At 64.2% G+C, this 17,756-nt stretch carries 14 protein-coding genes and 1 riboswitch; of the genes, 10 read left to right on the plus strand and 4 right to left on the minus strand.

Translation table 11 applies throughout. The annotated features are described in order from the left end of the window. Positions 1–25 precede the first annotated feature (25 nt). Positions 26–202 (minus strand): hypothetical protein, encoded by a 177-nt coding sequence (locus tag ACB039_RS15740; RefSeq protein ID WP_005326732.1) that lies wholly within the window; start codon positions 200–202, stop codon positions 26–28. Between the two features lie 449 nt (positions 203–651). Then, positions 652–1,929 (minus strand): cation:proton antiporter, encoded by a 1,278-nt coding sequence (locus ACB039_RS15745; RefSeq protein ID WP_371166004.1) that lies wholly within the window; start codon positions 1,927–1,929, stop codon positions 652–654. 202 nt (positions 1,930–2,131) lie between these two features. Here ACB039_RS15745 and metH point away from each other — a divergent pair, with 202 nt between their 5' ends. Together metH and rimK are read left to right on the plus strand one after the other, a co-directional pair. Then, entirely contained in the window at positions 2,132–5,827 is a 3,696-nt protein-coding gene (metH, locus tag ACB039_RS15750; RefSeq protein WP_371166005.1) for a methionine synthase, read from the plus strand. Between the two features lie 237 nt (positions 5,828–6,064). Beyond that, positions 6,065–6,961: a 30S ribosomal protein S6--L-glutamate ligase gene (rimK, locus tag ACB039_RS15755; RefSeq protein WP_005326726.1), complete on the plus strand. Its 897-nt coding sequence runs from the start codon at positions 6,065–6,067 to the stop codon at positions 6,959–6,961. 112 nt (positions 6,962–7,073) lie between these two features. Here rimK and ACB039_RS15760 read toward each other — a convergent pair whose 3' ends face one another. Together ACB039_RS15760 and ACB039_RS15765 are read right to left on the minus strand one after the other, a co-directional pair. Further along, positions 7,074–8,291: a HAMP domain-containing sensor histidine kinase gene (locus ACB039_RS15760; RefSeq protein WP_081934504.1), complete on the minus strand. Its 1,218-nt coding sequence runs from the start codon at positions 8,289–8,291 to the stop codon at positions 7,074–7,076. 29 nt (positions 8,292–8,320) lie between these two features. Further along, positions 8,321–8,989 (minus strand): response regulator transcription factor, encoded by a 669-nt coding sequence (locus tag ACB039_RS15765; protein ID WP_371166006.1) that lies wholly within the window; start codon positions 8,987–8,989, stop codon positions 8,321–8,323. A 90-nt stretch (positions 8,990–9,079) separates the two neighbouring features. Here ACB039_RS15765 and ACB039_RS15770 point away from each other — a divergent pair, with 90 nt between their 5' ends. From ACB039_RS15770 to thiH, 8 genes are all read left to right on the plus strand, one after another. After that, positions 9,080–9,496, plus strand: a complete 417-nt coding sequence (locus ACB039_RS15770) for a hypothetical protein (protein ID WP_371166007.1) — start codon at positions 9,080–9,082, stop codon at positions 9,494–9,496. Positions 9,497–9,581: 85 nt separating this feature from the next. Continuing rightward, positions 9,582–10,067 (plus strand): hypothetical protein, encoded by a 486-nt coding sequence (locus ACB039_RS15775; RefSeq protein ID WP_371166008.1) that lies wholly within the window; start codon positions 9,582–9,584, stop codon positions 10,065–10,067. Positions 10,068–10,139: 72 nt separating this feature from the next. Then, positions 10,140–10,253, plus strand: a riboswitch (TPP riboswitch). 268 nt (positions 10,254–10,521) lie between these two features. Continuing rightward, on the plus strand, positions 10,522–12,516 hold the full coding sequence (gene thiC, locus ACB039_RS15780) for a phosphomethylpyrimidine synthase ThiC (protein WP_371166009.1): 1,995 nt from the start codon (positions 10,522–10,524) through the stop codon (positions 12,514–12,516). Next, positions 12,513–14,072, plus strand: coding sequence for a thiamine phosphate synthase (thiE, locus tag ACB039_RS15785; protein ID WP_371166010.1), 1,560 nt, complete (start codon positions 12,513–12,515; stop codon positions 14,070–14,072). Before thiC ends, thiE begins: the two co-directional genes overlap by 4 nt. After that, positions 14,062–14,841: a ThiF family adenylyltransferase gene (locus ACB039_RS15790; protein ID WP_371166011.1), complete on the plus strand. Its 780-nt coding sequence runs from the start codon at positions 14,062–14,064 to the stop codon at positions 14,839–14,841. The genes thiE and ACB039_RS15790 overlap by 11 nt, the downstream gene beginning before the upstream one ends. 2 nt (positions 14,842–14,843) lie before the next feature. After that, the gene (thiS, locus tag ACB039_RS15795; protein ID WP_005331003.1) at positions 14,844–15,044 is read left to right on the plus strand and encodes a sulfur carrier protein ThiS; all 201 of its coding nucleotides are present in this window, start codon (positions 14,844–14,846) and stop codon (positions 15,042–15,044) included. 1 nt (position 15,045) lies between these two features. Then, positions 15,046–15,813: a thiazole synthase gene (locus tag ACB039_RS15800; protein ID WP_371166012.1), complete on the plus strand. Its 768-nt coding sequence runs from the start codon at positions 15,046–15,048 to the stop codon at positions 15,811–15,813. 35 nt (positions 15,814–15,848) lie between these two features. Then, positions 15,849–17,075, plus strand: a complete 1,227-nt coding sequence (thiH, locus tag ACB039_RS15805) for a 2-iminoacetate synthase ThiH (RefSeq protein ID WP_371166013.1) — start codon at positions 15,849–15,851, stop codon at positions 17,073–17,075. Positions 17,076–17,756 lie beyond the last annotated feature (681 nt).

Genomic DNA, 17,756 nt, shown 5'->3' on the forward strand with positions numbered 1-17,756 from the left:
CATCGGGTGCTGCCGGTGGGCAGGATCAGTTGAGTTCTTCGATGGAGAACTCGCCAGGGATGCCATCACAGGAGATGGCGAAGCCACCGCTGGAGCGGGTGCTGAACTGGATCAGAAACGCATCATAGTCATGCTCTTGCACGGGTAGGTTGATGGGTTTGCTGCGACGCAGGGGTTTGTGTGTTTGTACGGCTTTCATCATGGTATTTCTCTATATAAATTAAATAATTGCTCCTTGTATTTGCAAATGTAGGTCAATGGGCGCGGTCAGATCCGCGCAGGAATACCCAGCCCCATAAGGGCGTCTGCACTATCAAGGAATATGCGGATGCATAGTTCAAATTGGGTGGGCAGATCGGGTCTGCACCGTGAGAGCCGGGCAACGCAGGCAGACAGCCTGACGGTTCTCAAGGCGAGTAAATCAGAGGAAGGTTATGTGGGTACTGGCAGGATTCATCTAACGTTGAAGCATTGCGAACATAAACTGGGCTGATTAACTAGCCGGCGCGCATTCTCTCTTCGAAATGAATAAAAAGCAAACACTAATTGTGCGATGTCGCGACGATGCCGCATCTTCCATTGCCAGACCGCCAACGAGAAGGGCTCCCGAGGGAGCCCTTCTGCCTTTGCCAGTCACGGCCTGCGGCTGACTCAGTAGTCGCCGCTGGCCTTCTTGGCGGCGGTGATCATCGGGGTGATGGTCATGCCTTGCACCACGATGGAGAACATCACCACCGAGTAGGTCATCACCAGGATCACCTCCCGCAGATCGACGCCCTGCTCTGGCAGCACCATGACCCCGGAGGGCAGTGCCAGCGCCATGGCCATGGCCAGACCGCCGCGCAGGCCGCCCCAGGTGAGGATGCGCACCGAGAAGCGGTTGTAGCTGCGGAACTTGCGGAAGGCCACATAGGGCAGGGAGACGCTGATGAAGCGGGCGGCGAGGCAGAGCGGCACCGCGATGACCAGCAGGATCCAGTCTTGCCAGGCCAGATCCAGCAGCACCAGGGCCAGGCCGATCAGCAGGAACAGCAGGGCGTTGAGGAACTGATCCATCAACTCCCAGAAGTGATCCAGGTGATGGCGGCTCTGCTCGGAGAAGCCGGACTGGCGGGTCCAGTTGCCTATCATGATGCCGGTGACCACCATGGCCAGGGCGCCGGAGACGCCGATCATGTTGGCAAAGGCGAAGCCTGCGGTCGGAATACACAGCGTCAGCAGCAGCTCCAGGGAGCCGTCGTCGGTGGCGCTGATCATCACGTGGGCAATGAGGCCCAGCACGGCGCCGAACAGGATGCCGCCCAGGGCTTCATGCAGGAACAGGCCAGCCACGCTGCCGAAGGTGGGCTCGACGCCGCCAAAGGCCACGGCGAAGACGGTGGCGAAGATCACCAGGCCGACCCCGTCGTTGAACAGGGACTCCCCTTCGATCTGGATGGCGATCTGGGGAGGTGCCTTCATCTTCTTGACGATGGCGAGCACGGCAATGGGGTCGGTGGGGGAGATCAGGGCACCGAACAGCATGCAATAGACCAGCGGCAGTTCCCAGCCCAGCAGCTTGGCGATGAACCAGAAGCCGTAGCCGATGATGAAGGTGGAGAGCAGGGTCGCCACTATGGAGAGAATGGTGATCTCCCATTTCTGGCTGCGCAATGCCTTCAGATTGATGCCGAGACCGCCGGCAAACAGCAGGAAGCCCAGGATCCCCTTCAGCAGGAAGTTCTGGAAGTCGATGCTTTCCATGGTCTCGACGGCCAGAGGTTCCAGATTGAACCAACCCAACTTACCAAACAGCACCATCAGGGCGGAGATCAGCATGGATCCTGCGGTGATGGCGATGGTGGTCTGGATCTTCACGACATACTGGTTGGCAAAGGCGATGAAGATCGCCAACGCTGCCAAGAAACAGAGTGTGTAGTAGACGCTCATAGTTATTTTTCTCTTTAGTAAACAGCAAGCACGTATCCCCGTTGAGGACGGGCATAGGGTACTCTCGGGCCACATCTTACTCATTACCCATTTGTGAGTATATGCTCGATATTTCGGACAGATAGACGGCTAGATTTCCATTTGATTTTTTTGCTGCTAGGATGGACCTCACGCAGTTGCATGGATGTAAGGGGTAGAAGCGGTGTCGAGCATAGAGTCGAGCAAGAAGTCGGACGTAACAAAGAAACTGGAAGCCTGTCTCAAGGAGCGGATCCTGATCATCGACGGTGCCATGGGCACCATGATCCAGGGGTACAGGCTCGGCGAAGCGGATTATCGCGGCGAGCGCTTCGCCGACTGGCATACCGACATCAAGGGCAACAACGATCTGCTGGTGCTGACCCGGCCGGCGGTGATCCGCGAGATCCACGATCAATACTGTGCCGCCGGGGCCGACATCCTCGAGACCAACACCTTCAACGCCACTCGCATCGCCATGGCCGATTACGAGATGGAAGCGTTCTCGGCCGAGATCAACCGCGAGGCGGCCCGTCTGGCCCGTGCCGTGGCGGACGAGTGGACGGCCAAAGAGCCCCACAAGCCGCGCTTCGTGGCAGGAGTGCTGGGCCCCACCAACCGCACCGCCTCCATCTCGCCGGACGTGAACGACCCCGGCAAGCGCAATGTCACCTATGACCAGCTGGTGGCCGCCTACACAGAATCGACCCACGCCCTCATCGAGGGGGGCGCCGACCTCATACTGATCGAGACCATCTTCGACACCCTCAACGCCAAGGCCGCCGCCTTCGCGGTGGATCTGGTGTTCGAAGAGCTGGGCTACAGCCTGCCGGTGATGATCTCCGGCACCATCACGGATGCCTCCGGCCGCACCCTCTCGGGTCAGACCACGGAAGCCTTCTACCATTCGCTTCGCCACGTCAAACCCGTCTCCTTCGGCCTCAACTGTGCGCTCGGCCCGGACGAGCTGCGCCAGTACGTGGAGGAGTTGTCCCGCATCAGCGAGACCCATGTCAGCGCCCACCCCAACGCCGGTCTGCCAAATGCCTTCGGCGAGTACGACCTGGACGCGGGCGAGATGGCGGAGCATATCCGCGAATGGGCCCAGAGCGGCTTCCTCAACCTGGTGGGGGGCTGCTGCGGCACCACCCCGACCCATATTCGCGCCATGAGCGACGCCGTCGCGGGCATCAAGCCCCGCGCGCTGCCCGAGCTGCCGGTGGCCTGCCGGCTGTCCGGCCTCGAGCCCCTCATCATCACGGCGGAATCCATGTTCGTGAACGTGGGGGAGCGCACCAACGTCACCGGCTCGGCCAAGTTCAAGCGCCTCATCAAGGAGGGGCTCTACGACGAGGCCCTGGATGTGGCCAAGCAGCAGGTGGAGAGCGGCGCCCAGATCATCGACATCAACATGGACGAGGGGATGCTGGACGCCGAGGCGGCCATGGTGCGCTTCCTGAACCTCATCGCTGGCGAGCCCGACATCGCCCGGGTGCCCGTGATGATCGACTCTTCCAAGTGGGAGGTGCTGGAGGCGGGCCTCAAGTGCGTGCAGGGTAAGCCTGTGGTCAACTCCATCTCCATGAAGGAGGGGGAGGATAAATTCATCGAGCAGGCCAAGTTGCTGCGCCGCTACGGCGCCGCCGTCATCGTGATGGCGTTCGACGAGGTGGGCCAGGCCGATACCCGTGCCCGCAAGTTCGAGATCTGCCAGCGCGCCTACCGGATCCTGGTGGACAGGGTCGGTTTCCCGCCGGAAGACATCATCTTCGATCCCAACATCTTCGCGGTGGCGACCGGCATCGACGAGCACAACAACTACGCGGTGGACTTCATCGAGGCGGTGAAGGACATCAAGACCCATCTGCCCCACGCCATGATTTCCGGCGGCGTCTCCAACGTCTCCTTCTCCTTCCGCGGCAACGAGCCGGTACGGGAAGCCATTCACGCCGTCTTCCTCTACCATGCTATCCAGAACGGTATGGACATGGGGATAGTCAACGCCGGTCAGCTCGCCATCTACGAAGACATTCCGGCGGAGCTGAAGGCGAAGGTCGAGGCCGTGGTGCTCAACTTGAGTGACAGCGCCACCGAGGATCTGCTCGCCATCGCCGAGAAGTATCGCGGCGCCGGCGCCCAGGCCGAGGATCCCCGGGATCAGGAGTGGCGCAGCTGGCCGGTGGGCAAGCGGCTGGAGCATGCCCTGGTCAAGGGCATCACCGACTTCATCGAGGAGGACACCGAAGAGGCACGGGCCGGGGCCGACAAGCCGCTGCACGTGATCGAAGGGCCACTGATGGACGGTATGAACGTGGTGGGTGACCTGTTCGGCGCCGGAAAAATGTTCCTGCCCCAGGTGGTGAAGTCGGCGCGAGTGATGAAGCGGGCGGTCGCCTACCTGCAACCCTACATAGAGGCGGAGAAGTCCGGCGGCTCCAGCAACGGCAAAATAGTGATGGCCACCGTCAAGGGGGACGTTCACGACATCGGCAAGAACATCGTCGGCGTGGTGCTGCAGTGCAACAACTACGAGATCGTCGATCTCGGGGTCATGGTCTCTTGCGAGACCATCCTCAAGACGGCGCGGGAAGTGGGGGCGGACATCATAGGCCTGTCCGGCCTGATCACCCCGTCCCTGGACGAGATGGTACACGTGGCGAAAGAGATGGAGCGCCAGGGCTTCAAGCTGCCCCTGCTGATCGGCGGCGCCACCACCTCCAAGGCCCACACAGCGGTGAAGATAGAGCAGAACTACTCCGAACCCGTGGTCTATGTGTCCAACGCCTCCCGCGCCGTCGGGGTGGCCCAGAGCCTGCTGAACCCCGAGCTCAAGCCCGCCTTCGTCGCCCGCATCGACAAGGAGTACGAGATAGCGCGGGATCAGCATGCCCGCAAGCAGCCTCGCTCCAAGCCGGTTTCCCTGGCCCACGCCCGCGCCAACCGCCATAAGCTTGACTGGGTCGGCTATGAGCCCCCTGCGCCCCGCGAGCCCGGCGTGCAGACCTTCGAAAACGTGCCCGTCTCGGTGCTGCGCCCCTACATCGACTGGACGCCGTTTTTCCTGAGCTGGGAGCTGGCGGGCAAGTATCCGCGCATTCTGGAAGACGAGATCATCGGCGAAGAGGCGACCAAGCTGTTTGCCGATGCCAACGCCATGCTGGATCAGCTGGAGAAAGATCAGAGCGTGCGCTGCGCCGGCATCATAGGCCTGTTCCCTGCCAACGGGGTGGGGGACAGCATAGAGGTCTACAGCGACGAGTCCCGTACCGAGGTCATCAAGGTGCTGCACCACCTGCGCCAGCAGAGCGAGAAGCAGGGCTTCCCGAACTACTGTCTGGCGGACTATGTGGCCCCCAAGGAGAGCGGCAAGCCCGACTGGATCGGCGCCTTCGCGGTGACCGGCGGCATCGGCGAGGAAGCCATAGCGCAAGCCTACAAGGCGGATCACGATGACTACAACGCCATCCTGATCCAGGCGGTGTGCGACCGTCTCGCCGAAGCCTTCGCCGAGTACCTGCACGAGCAGGTGCGCAAGCGGCACTGGGGCTATGCCCCCGACGAGGCCCTCAGCAACGAGGAGCTCATTCGCGAGAACTATCAGGGCATACGCCCGGCGCCGGGCTACCCGGCCTGCCCGGAGCACACCGAGAAGGGCAGCATCTGGGAGCTGCTTGATGTAGAGCAGGCCATCGGTATGCAGCTCACCGAGTCCTACGCCATGTGGCCGGGGGCGGCGGTGTCCGGCTGGTACTTCTCCCACCCCGAGAGCAAGTACTTCGCAGTGGCGCAGATCCAGCCCGATCAGGTGGAAGACTATGCCCAGCGCAAAGGCATGACGCTGGTGGAGGCCGAGCGCTGGCTGGGGCCGAACCTGAATTAAGGCGTTGCGACCTGTCAGTCCAGATTGATCTTTGACGAACAACGGCGGCATCCTGTACTGGGGGACAGACCAGTCTGGTGCCGCCGTTTTACATCTGGATGACAGCGGGATGGCATAGCAGAGTTCTGCGTGGTTTGTCTTGTTGTCAGGAGAAACAATTGGCGTTGTCTTGGCGCTGTGGCACTTTATACTCTCCCGCCCCATCCTGCCCAGGCACTGCCTTCTAGCGGAATTGTCATGAATATTGCCATTTTATCCCGCGAGCCCAACAACTACTCCACCCGCCGCCTGGTCGAGGTGGCGCAGGCGCGCGGGCATCAGGTCGAGGTGCTCGACACCCTGCGTTGCTACATGAACATCGCCTCCCACAGCCCCTCCATCCACTACGAAGGACGGGAACTGGCGAGCTATGACGCCGTGATCCCGCGCATCGGTGCCAGCATCACCTTCTATGGCACCGCCGTGCTGCGCCAGTTCGAGATGATGAATACCATGGCCCTCAACAGCTCGGTGGCCATCTCCCGTTCCCGAGACAAGCTGCGTGCCATGCAACTGCTCTCCCGCCACGGCATCGGCCTGCCCATCACCGGCTATGCCCACAGCACCCACGACGTGCCCGACCTCATCACCATGGTGGGCGGCGCGCCCCTGGTGGTGAAGCTGCTGGAGGGGACCCAGGGGATAGGCGTGGTGCTGTGCGAGACCCAGAAGGCAGCCGAGAGCGTGATCGAGGCCTTCATCCAGACCAACAACAACATCCTGGTGCAGGAGTACATCCGCGAGGCCAACGGCGCCGACATTCGCTGCGTGGTGGTGGGTGGCAAGGTGGTGGCGGCCATGCGTCGTCAGGCCCAGCCGGGGGAGTTTCGCTCCAACCTGCACCGTGGCGGCGAGGCGTCGGCCATCAAGATCACCCCGGAAGAGCGGGCGACCGCGGTGCAGGCCGCCAAGATCATGGGCCTGGACGTGGCCGGGGTGGACATCCTGCGCAGTGCCCGTGGCCCCCTGGTGCTGGAGGTGAACTCCTCCCCCGGCCTGCAAGGGGTCGAAGCCGCCTCCGGCAAGGATGTGGCGGGCAAGATCATCGATTTTCTGGAACTCAAGGCGAGTCGCAAGCACAAGCCGGCGGAATGAGTCCCGGACGAGTGTCAGACAGGTAAAAACAGGGCGCCCTCGGGCGCCTTGTTGCTATCTAGTCGGGTGATATAGCGCCCTCACCCTAACCCTCTCCCGGAGGGAGAGGGAACTATCCGACGGTGATCATCGCCAGCCTGGCACTGAAGACACCATCCTCCAGCCGGGTCTCTATCTGCCAGCCCAGCTTCTCGCAGATGCGCTGGATGATGGTGAGGCCGCAGCCGTAGCCCAGGATCTGATCCGGCGCCGCCGCCGTGGGGTTGCTGATGGTGAGCACCTGCCCCTGAAGCGCGATCTCGATGTGACCCTCGGCGTAGCTCAGGGCATTCTTCAGCAGGTTGCCGAGCGCGATGGCGAGCAGGGAGAGGGGGGCCTGCACCTCGCTCTGCTCGTCCAGATTGAGGCGGATGTCTAGGTTCTCCCGCTGCAGCAAGGGGGCGAGGCGCGCCAGCTCCCGCTCGATCAGCGGTGCCACCCATTGCGGGGGGCGCTCGACCGCCTCCTTGCGCCCCAGCAGCAGGAAGGTCTCGGTGAGCAGGGCCATCTCGTCGCTGGCGGCGCGAATGCGGCTGGCGGCCCGGGCTGCGGGGGCGGGCAGGTCGGTCACCTTGCCGAGCAGGGCGGCCGAGCCCTGGATCACCATGTTGGGGGTGCGCAGCTCATGGCTGGCGAAACGGCTGAACTCCTGCTCCCTGGCGAACACGGCGGCCACCTCGTGCTTGCCCGCCAGCAGCGCCAGCTCGATCTCCCGCAGCTCCTGCCAGGGGGCGTCCGGCACGAAGTCGACCTGATCCGGGGTGAGGTGGGCGACGCGCTGACGCAGCCTGTCCAGGGGCCGGGTGATGTGGCGTACCAGCCAGATGCCGAACGCTATGCAGCCGAGCAGCAGGGCCAGCCCGATCAGCCGGGTGACCAGGTGCAGCCTGTCTTCGTAAGGATCCAGGTAGTCGTCGGCGTCGTCGTTGAACACCAGATAGAGCAGGCCCTTGCCCGAGGGGTGGGCGTGCACCAGGAAGTGTTTGTCCTCCTCGCCGAGTTGGTGCTCGAAGAAGCCGGGGGTCTGGTAGGGTTTCAGCCAGGCTGGCAGGCGTCCCGCCTCCGTCCAGTAGCTGGAGAACTGGCGCGGGCTGGGGGCGGGAGCCGCATGGCCGAGCCGCAGCCAGTCATCGTTGTAGCGGGTGACCTCGGCCTCCAGCCAGTGGCGCAGGCTAAGCTCCTCCATCTTGTCCTCGGCCACCACCATCAGCAGGCTCAGGATCAGCAGCAGCAACAAGCCGGCCCCGCCCAGCGCCAGGATCAGGCGCTTGCGCAGGCTCGGCAGATTCAAGGCTTGCTGGCTTGGGGGGGCAGGGGGGCTCATGGTTTGACCAGCCGGTAGCCCTGGCCGTGCAATGTCTCCAGCATGGGACTGGGGAAGGGCTTGTCCAGGGCGTTGCGCAGGGCGTAGATGTGGCTGCGCAGGGCGTCTGAGTCGGGCTCCTCATCGCCCCAGACGGTGTCGAGCACCTCCTGGCGCGTCACCAGATGGGGGGCCCGTTTCACCAGTAGGCTGAGGATCTGGAACGGGATCTTGCCGAGCTTGAGCTCCACCCCGGCGCGGGTGGCGCGGCCCGCGGCGGGATCCACCTCCAGCTCGCCGAACGCCAACGCCCCCATGTCGCTGCGGGGGCCGCGCAGGGCCAGGGCCTGCAACCTCACCTCCAGCTCCTCCATGGCGAACGGCTTGACCAGGTAGTCGTCGCCCCCCGCCTTGAAACCTGCCAGCTTGTCGTCCAGGCTGTCGCGGGCGGTGAGAAAGAGCACAGGGGTGGCGATGCCGTCCGAACGCAACCGCTCGACGGTGTGCAGGCCGTCCAGGCGCGGCATCATGACGTCCATGATGATGACGTCGAAACGCTGCTCGGCCAGCAGTTGCAGGGCTGCCTGGCCGTGATAGGCGCAGTCTACCCTGTGCCCGGCCAGCTCCAGATAATCCATGACGGTCTCAGCCACCTGAGGACTGTCTTCCACCACCAGTATTTTCATGCTCTGATCTCCTGGTTTGGGCCAGCATTTCACGGCCATTTCACACCGGATGAGACATCCTGTGTGCCAGTGTAACCCCGAGGATCCCCGATGAAGAAGTCTCTCTGCGCCCTCTGGCTATTGATTTTATTGCCCTTTGGTCTGGTGCAGGCGGCCGAGTTCAAGCTGACCGGCCGCACCAGCTGGCAACTGGGCCAGTTGATGGTCAACGGTATTCCCTTCGTGATCGATGATCAGACCCGCTTCAAGGACGGTCTGGACGAGGACGATCTCGGCGGCACCTGGGTCGATCTGGAAGGGGTGATGGAGGGAGACAGGCGGCTGATCCGCGAGGTGGAACCGCTGGAAGAAGAGCATGAGATGGAGCTGGAGGGGCCGGTGGCTCAGGGGCGGATCTGGGGCTATGTCACCTCGGATGAGAGCCTGGCCCCCTTCGAGGGGCGCTGGCTGGAGCTGGAGTGCCGCTTCGATGGCATGCGTCTGAGCCGCTGCCGGGAGGACGACTGAGCCGCCGCACCAGTGAACCGGAAAAATTGCCCGTCCAGGCCCATAGTTAAACCTCCTCGCCGGGTTGACCATGGGCCTGTTTGCTATGACCAGAACCGCCTTGTTCCTGCTGCTCTCCTTTCACGCCCTTGCCGACGAGCCCGAACTCTGGCTGGTGGAGCTGGAGCACAACGACGGCCTCCGCCTGCAGTTCCAGGGGGCCGAACTCGAGCTCGGCAGCGCCGCGCTGCACGGCATAGCGCAGTATGACGATCTCAGGCCCGGCATGCACCTCGCCATCCAGAGCCGATACGGCGTTGCCGAGCAGATCCGGCTGCGCACGGCTGAGCCGGATCCGGTGCAGAGCGGCCAGTGGCGGCGGGCGGAGGACAGGCTGGTCGCCGGTACGGGTCAGACATTGTTGCTGCAGCAACTGGGGGTGCTGGTGTTTGATGCTGGCACCCGCTGGGTGAACGGCAGCCTCGCCGATCTGCAACCGGGCCGCCGGCTGGTGCTGAGCCGGGATGATGCTGGCCGTCTGACCGAGATCCTGATCCCCAACCCGGAGGACACACTCGATTCCGATGAGTGAGCCGTGTCCTTGGCTGGTTGTTCTTTCCCCTTGTTAATGACTTGTACTTTAAAATTCCCCACTTATACTGGCGCCATCTTGTCGGAGTGCTGACCGTCGAACGACGCAAAGCTGAGACCGTTAATTCGGGATCCGTGGAACCTGATCAGGTTAAGACCTGCGAAGGGAAACAAGGGTAACTTGCGAGTTGCCGCGCCGGGGGAGTAGCCACTTCCCCCTTGCCTTGAGGGGAGCCCCCGGGCAAGGGCTGGCGCACAGGAGGGAGGTCGTCCCGCCGCTTGCCCGTCAGGGCGGCGAATGTCCCCGACAAGGGGGACGGGACGGCAGAGCAGGGATGATCCATCCCGTGCTCGCTCCCTCCTTAGAGCGCACCCAGATCGCAAGTTCATCACTTCTCCTCGAACTCCAGACAAGCAAACACCCATAACTTCAACCAGTTAATGTGAGTTTTGCTATGTCTACCTCTTCTGAAAACAGCAAGTCCGTGCCCGTCAGCCGCCGGGAGCAGCGCTCCAGTGCCCAGGCCTTTATCGACAACCTCAAGGGCATGGCCCATCCCAACTCCAGACGCATCTTCATTCAGGGTTCCCGTCCCGACATCCGGGTGGGTCTGCGGGAGATCGTCCTGGCTGACACCTTCGTCGGCGGCAGCAAGGAAGAGCCCCAGTTCGAGCCCAATGATCCCGTGCCCGTCTACGACACTTCGGGGGCCTATGGGGACGAGAGCGCCGATATAGACGTGCGCCGCGGCCTGCCGCGCCTGCGTGAAGCCTGGGTGCTGGAGCGTGGCGACACCGAAGCCCTGGATGATCTCAGTTCCGCCTTCACCCAGGAGCGCCTCGCCGACGAGGGGCTGGATCACCTGCGTTTCGATAATTTGCCCAAGCCGCTGCGCGCCAAGCCGGGCCGCCGGGTGACCCAGCTGCACTATGCCCGTCAGGGGATGGTCACCCCGGAGATGGAGTTCATCGCCATTCGCGAGAACATGGGTCGCGAGCGGGTGCGATCCGAGCTGCTGCTGCGCCAGCATCCGGGCCAGGGCTTCGGTGCCCGCCTGCCCGAGAACATCACCCCCGAATTCGTGCGCGATGAGGTGGCCGCCGGCCGCGCCATCATCCCCAGCAACATCAACCACCCGGAAGCCGAGCCCATGATCATCGGCCGCAACTTCCTGGTGAAGATCAACGCCAACATAGGCAACTCGGCAGTCACTTCCAGCATCGAGGAGGAAGTGGAGAAGCTGGTCTGGTCCACCCGCTGGGGCGCCGACACCGTCATGGATCTCTCCACCGGCCGCTACATCCACGAGACCCGGGAATGGATCCTGCGCAACAGCCCGGTCCCCATCGGCACCGTGCCCATCTACCAGGCGCTGGAGAAGACCAACGGCATTGCCGAGGATCTCACCTGGGAGTTGTTCCGCGACACCCTGCTGGAACAGGCCGAGCAGGGGGTGGATTACTTCACCATCCACGCCGGCGTGCTGCTGCGCTATGTGCCCATGACCGCCAAGCGCCTCACCGGCATCGTCTCCCGTGGCGGCAGCATCATGGCCAAGTGGTGCCTCTCCCACCACAAGGAGAACTTCCTCTATCAGCATTTCCGCGAAATCTGCGAGATCTGCGCCGCCTACGATGTGGCCTTGTCTCTCGGCGACGGCCTGCGTCCGGGCTCCGTCTATGACGCCAACGACGAGGCCCAGTTCGCCGAGCTGCACACCCTGGGCGAGCTCACCAAAATCGCCTGGGAGTACGACGTCCAGGTGATGATAGAGGGGCCGGGTCACGTGCCCATGCACATGATAGAGCGCAACATGACGGAGCAGCTCGAGCACTGCCACGAGGCGCCTTTCTACACCCTGGGCCCGCTCACCACCGACATCGCCCCCGGCTACGATCACTTCACCTCCGGCATAGGCGCCGCCATGATCGGCTGGTACGGCTGCGCCATGCTCTGCTACGTCACCCCCAAGGAGCACCTGGGGCTGCCAAACAAGGAGGACGTCAAGCAGGGCCTCATCACCTACAAGATCGCCGCCCATGCCGCCGACCTTGCCAAGGGGCACCCGGGCGCCCAGATCCGCGACAACGCCATGTCCAAGGCGCGCTTCGAGTTCCGCTGGGAGGATCAGTTCAACCTGGCGCTGGATCCCGAGACCGCCCGTGCCTACCACGACGAGACCCTGCCCCAGGAGTCCGGCAAGGTGGCGCACTTCTGCTCCATGTGCGGCCCCAAGTTCTGCTCCATGAAGATCACCCAGGACGTGCGTGACTACGCCGCGAAATTGGAGGCAGTCGAAATCAAGCTGGTGGGCATGGATGGCCAGCAGGAGCGGGTGGTGGCCGAGGTGGAAAGCGGGATGAACCGTATGGCGGAGACCTTCAAGGAGAAGGGGGGCGAGCTCTACCATCAGGCGGCGGCCCTCAAAGAGGAGCGGGAAGAAGCATGAGCACCAAGCCCATCGTCTGGACCATAGCCGGTTCAGATTCCGGGGGGGGGGCCGGCATTCAGGCCGATCTGCATACGATGCACGCCCTCGGGGTGCACGGCTGCTCCGTCATCTCCGCCATCACGGCCCAGAATTCGGTGGCGGTGAAGATGGTGGATCCTGTGCTGATGCAGACCTTCTGCGCCCAGATCGACGCCCTCGGCGTCGATCTGCCCCCGGCCGCCATCAAGATCGGTCTGCTGCCGACCCGGCTCCATGTGGAGGTGCTGGCCCGGCGGCTCGATACGATAGGTGCCCCCTTCGTGGTCTATGACCCGGTGGCCATTGCCAGCACTGGCACCCCTATGGCGGAGCCCAACATGCTGGCGGCGGTGCGCGAGCACCTGTTGCCAAGGCTGTCGCTCATCACCCCCAACGGCCCCGAGCTGGAAGCCCTGACCGGCATTCCGGCGACCAACCCCGCGCTGGTAAGCGCGGGCGCGGCCAGGCTGCGGGAGCTCGGTGCCCGCGCCGTCCTGGTGAAGGGCGGTCACCTTGAGTGGGGCGGGGATCTCTGTCTGGACTACTACCAGGATGAGCACCGCGAGTTCTGGCTCGCGGCGCCGCGCCTGAATACCCGCCATGGCCACGGCACCGGCTGCTGTTACGCCAGCGCCATCGCGGCCGTGGTGGCTCTGGATTACCCGGTGGAGGACGCCATCACCCTGGCGCGCGCCTACCTGCAGCAAGGGCTGGCAGGGGCGCAGGGGGTGGGGACCGGTCCCGGCCCTATCGCCCATCTCGGCTGGCCCGGGGATCTTGCCCACTTCCCCCGCGCCGTCCTGACAGGATCAACGCTGGATCGCCGCTTCGGCCTGCATGAGACAAGCAGCGCTCGCCTGCCACAGGGGCCCTTTGCCTCGACCGAACACTGTCTCGGCCTCTATCCCGTGGTGGATTCGGTGCAGTGGTTGGAGCGGCTGCTGGAAGCCGGGGTCAGGACGCTGCAACTGCGCATCAAGGATCTGCCCGCCGATGCCGTGATGCCCGCCATTGCAGCGGCGGTGGCCCTGGGGCGCCGCTTCGGGGCCCGGCTCTTTATCAACGACTACTGGCAGCAGGCCATCGAGGCTGGTGCTTACGGCGTACATCTGGGTCAGGAGGACATGGAAACGTCTGATCTCGCCGCCATTCAGGCCGCCGGCCTGCGCCTTGGCATCTCCACCCACGGCTACTTCGAGCTGATGCGGGCCCGCGAGCTGGCTCCGTCCTATATCGCGCTCGGCCATATCTTCCCCACCAATACCAAGCAGATGCCGTCCCGCCCCCAGGGGCTGGTGCGGCTGCACCACTACCGCGCCCTGATGGCGCAGTGGCCCACGGTCGCCATCGGCGGCATCGGCGAGGATCGCGTGGCGGCAGTCAAGGAGAGCGGGGTCGGCAGCATAGCCCTGGTCTCCGCCATCACAGGGAGCGACGACTGGCGGGGGGCCACGGCTCGCCTGCTGGCCGCCGTGGGGGCGGGGGATCCGGCGTGCTCCGCCATCCCGGCAAAGGAGGTGGCACATGCTCTCTGACGAGGCGTCGCTGAGCGACGAAGAGTACCTGAGATACGGCAGGCAGCTGATGCTGGCCGAGATAGGGGAAGAGGGGCAGGCGCGGCTGAAAGCCAAGTCGGTGCTGATCGTCGGTCTGGGGGGGCTTGGCTCGCCGCTGTCCCTCTATCTCGCCGGGGCCGGGGTGGGCACGCTCTGGCTCGCCGATGGCGACACCCTGGATTCCAGCAATCTGCCGCGCCAGATCCTGTTCGATGGGGAGGGGCTGCGCCGCTCCAAGGCGGAGCTGGCCAGGGAGCGATTGGCGGCCCACAACCCCCACGTGGAGCTGATCGCCATCAACCAGCGTCTCGATGGGACTAGCCTACCCGGCTTCGTGGCCGAGGTGGATCTGGTTGTCGACTGCTGCGACAACCTCGCCAGCCGCCACGCCATCAACGCCGCCTGCGTCGAGCAGGGCAAGCCCTGGATCTCGGCGGCCGCCGTCGGCTGGCAGGGTCAGCTGATGGCGCGCACAAGCAGCGAACACGCCTGCTACGCCTGCCTCTACCCGGCGGATACCGAAGTAAGGGAGAGCTGTCAGCGCAGCGGCGTCACCGGCCCCCTGGTGGGTGTGATGGGCTCATTGCAGGCGCTGGAAGCACTCAAGCTGCTGCTCGGGCGCCCCAGCACGGTGGCGGGCACCCTGCGCCGCTTCGATGCCCTGACCCATGAGTGGCAGACCTTGCGCCTGCCCGCCGACCCCGACTGCCCGGTCTGCGGCAGCACCAATCCGGCCCTGAAGGATTAACCATGAAGATCCGATTGAACGATATCGAGCTGACGCTGCCCACCGGCCAGCGCCTGACTGAGTTGCTGGCGGTGCAGGAGATTGCTCCTCAGGGGGTGGCGGTGGCCCTCAACGGCGCCGTGTTGCCCCGCAGCCGCTGGCCAGACACCCGCCTCAATGACGGGGACGAGATCCACCTTTTCACTGCCATCGCCGGAGGCTGAGATGCTGACCATAGCGAACCATACCTTCTCATCGCGCCTCTTCACCGGCACCGGCAAGTTTGCCCGCCCCGACCTGATGGCGGCCGCCATAGCGGCGAGCGGCTCCCAACTGGTGACCATGGCCATCAAGCGCCTCGAGCCCGGCAAGCGCCACGATGATATCCTCACGCCGCTGCTGGCCCTCGGGGTCAAGCTGTTGCCCAACACCTCGGGCGCCAAGACAGCCGCCGAGGCGGTGTTTGCCGCCCACCTGGCCCGGGAGGCGCTGGGGACGAACTGGCTCAAGCTCGAGATCCACCCCGATCCCAAATACCTGCTGCCAGACCCCATAGAGACCCTCAAGGCCGCCGAACAGCTGGTGAAAGAGGGCTTCGTGGTGCTGCCCTATTGCGGCGCCGATCCCGTGCTCTGCAAACGGCTCGAAGAGGTGGGTTGTGCCGCCGTGATGCCGCTGGGCGCGCCCATCGGCTCCAATCAGGGGCTGGTGACCCGGGAGTTTCTCTCCATCATCGTCGAGCAGGCCAAGGTGCCCGTGGTGGTGGATGCGGGGATAGGTGCGCCGAGCCACGCCGCCGCCGCCTTCGAACTGGGGGCCGACGCCGTGCTGGTGAACACGGCGATTGCCGTGAGCGGGGATCCGATGGCCATGGGCCGCGCCTTCGCGCTGGCCTGCGAGGCCGGTCGCAGCGCCTATAAGGCGGGCCTCGGGGCGCGCGGCAGCCAGGCCAGCGCCTCCAGCCCCCTGACCGATTTTCTGGGGGCGCTATGAATCATGATGCTGGCTTAGGGCGAGAGCCAATGGCAATGCCCTCTTTCGACGGGTCCCCCGATTCTGCCGCACTGTGCCCCCCTCTCCCTCCGGGAGAGGGGCTGGGGGTGAGGGCGTCGGGGGTGAGAGCGCATGAAGCCGAACCTTCCTTTCTCGACCGCTGGCAGGAGCTGGAGTGGGACGATATCGGCATGCAGATCCGCGCCAAGACTGCCGCGGACGTGGCACGGGCGCTGAGCGCCCCCCGCCGCACCCTGGCGGACTTTATGGCGCTGATCTCGCCGGCCGCCGAGGCGTATCTGCCGCAGATGGCGGCCGAGGCCGAGCGCCTCACCCGCCAGCGTTTCGGCAACACAGTGGGCTTCTACGTGCCTCTCTATCTGTCGAACCTGTGCGCCAACGACTGCTCCTACTGCGGCTTCTCCATGAGCAACCGCCTGAAGCGCAAGACCCTGAACAGCGAAGAGATAGAGCGCGAGTGCCTGGCCCTCAAGGCGCGGGGCTTCGACAGCGTGCTGCTGGTGACCGGCGAGCACGAGACCAAGGTGGGCATGAACTACTTTCGCGAGCATCTGCCGCGCATCCGCCGCCACTTCAGCACCCTGGCGATGGAGGTGCAGCCCCTCTCGCAAGCTGAATATGCCGAGCTCAAGACCCTCGGTCTCGATTCGGTCATGGTCTATCAGGAGACCTACCACGCCCCCACTTACGCCCGCCACCATCTGCGCGGCAACAAGCAGGACATCGCGTGGCGCCTTGCCACGCCGGATCGGCTGGGCCGCGCCGGCATCGACAAGATAGGGCTGGGGGCGCTGATCGGTCTCTCTGCGGACTGGCGTGCCGACAGCTACTTTGTCGCCGAGCACCTCGCCTGGCTTGAGCGCCACCACTGGCAGAGCCGCTACTCATTGTCGTTTCCACGCCTGCGCCCCTGCACCGGTGGGCTGGAGCCCGAAGTGGTCATGTCGGATCGCCAGCTGGCCCAGCTTATCTGTGCCTGGCGCCTCTTCTCGCCGACCCTGGACTTGTCCCTCTCCACCCGCGAATCGGCCACGTTTCGCAACGGCGCGGTGCGCCTTGGCATCACCCAGATGTCGGCCGAGTCGCGCACCCAGCCGGGTGGCTATGCCGAAGGGGATGCGGAGGAGCTGGAGCAGTTTGCCATCCACGACGATCGCACCCTGGGCGACGTGGCCGCTGCCGTGCGGCAGGCGGGGTTGCAGCCGGTGTTCAAGGATTGGGAGGCGTTTTTGGGCCGATAGGGGCGGCCAGGCCCCCTTTATCGGTGGCATCCGGGGCGTTCAGCCAGACTCCGTGCCTGTGGCGAGCAGGCACGGCTGCGCCGTGCAATCGTAGGGTCGATTAGCCGTCAGGCATAATCGTCCGTTCCGAGGAATGGTGTTGGCGGCAGGAGCCGTTGTGTGGTGGCACGGCCTTGCCGTGCAGGACGCGAGGCCGCTGGCCTCGAAGGGGTTTCGCCCGCCCTTCGGGCTTGGGCGAGTGACTTTGGAAAGACCCAAAGTCACCAAAGGTCTTCTCCCCCGCTTATTCGCCCGACTTACGTCGGGTTCCTTCGGCTCACCCGCTTGTCCGACGGCACGCGCCGACGGGCCGTCCATGGCCCGGCGCCGCTCGCTCGACATCCTGTCTCGCGGCCTGGACAAGCGGGCTTGCCTCAGCGAATAAGAGGGGGATTCAAAACCGCTCCCGCTTTTGGTCAGTTAGCGTGGGCTAGCTGTAATGTCCGTTCATGTCACACTGTAGTGGTCAACTAAATCCGGACACTTGGTTAGGCCGATCCTCGGCTTTTGCTGGCGCGATCCCGTCATTGTGTTTGTAGTGGTCAACTAAATCCGGACACTTGGTTAGGCCGATCCTCGGCTTTTGCTGGCGCGATCCCGTCATTGTGTTGATGTGGACGCCGCCAGTTGTAGTAATCCATC

It is taken from the genome of Aeromonas sp. S2(2024), from assembly GCF_041402505.1.
Taxonomy (GTDB): Bacteria; Pseudomonadota; Gammaproteobacteria; order Enterobacterales; family Aeromonadaceae; genus Aeromonas; species Aeromonas media.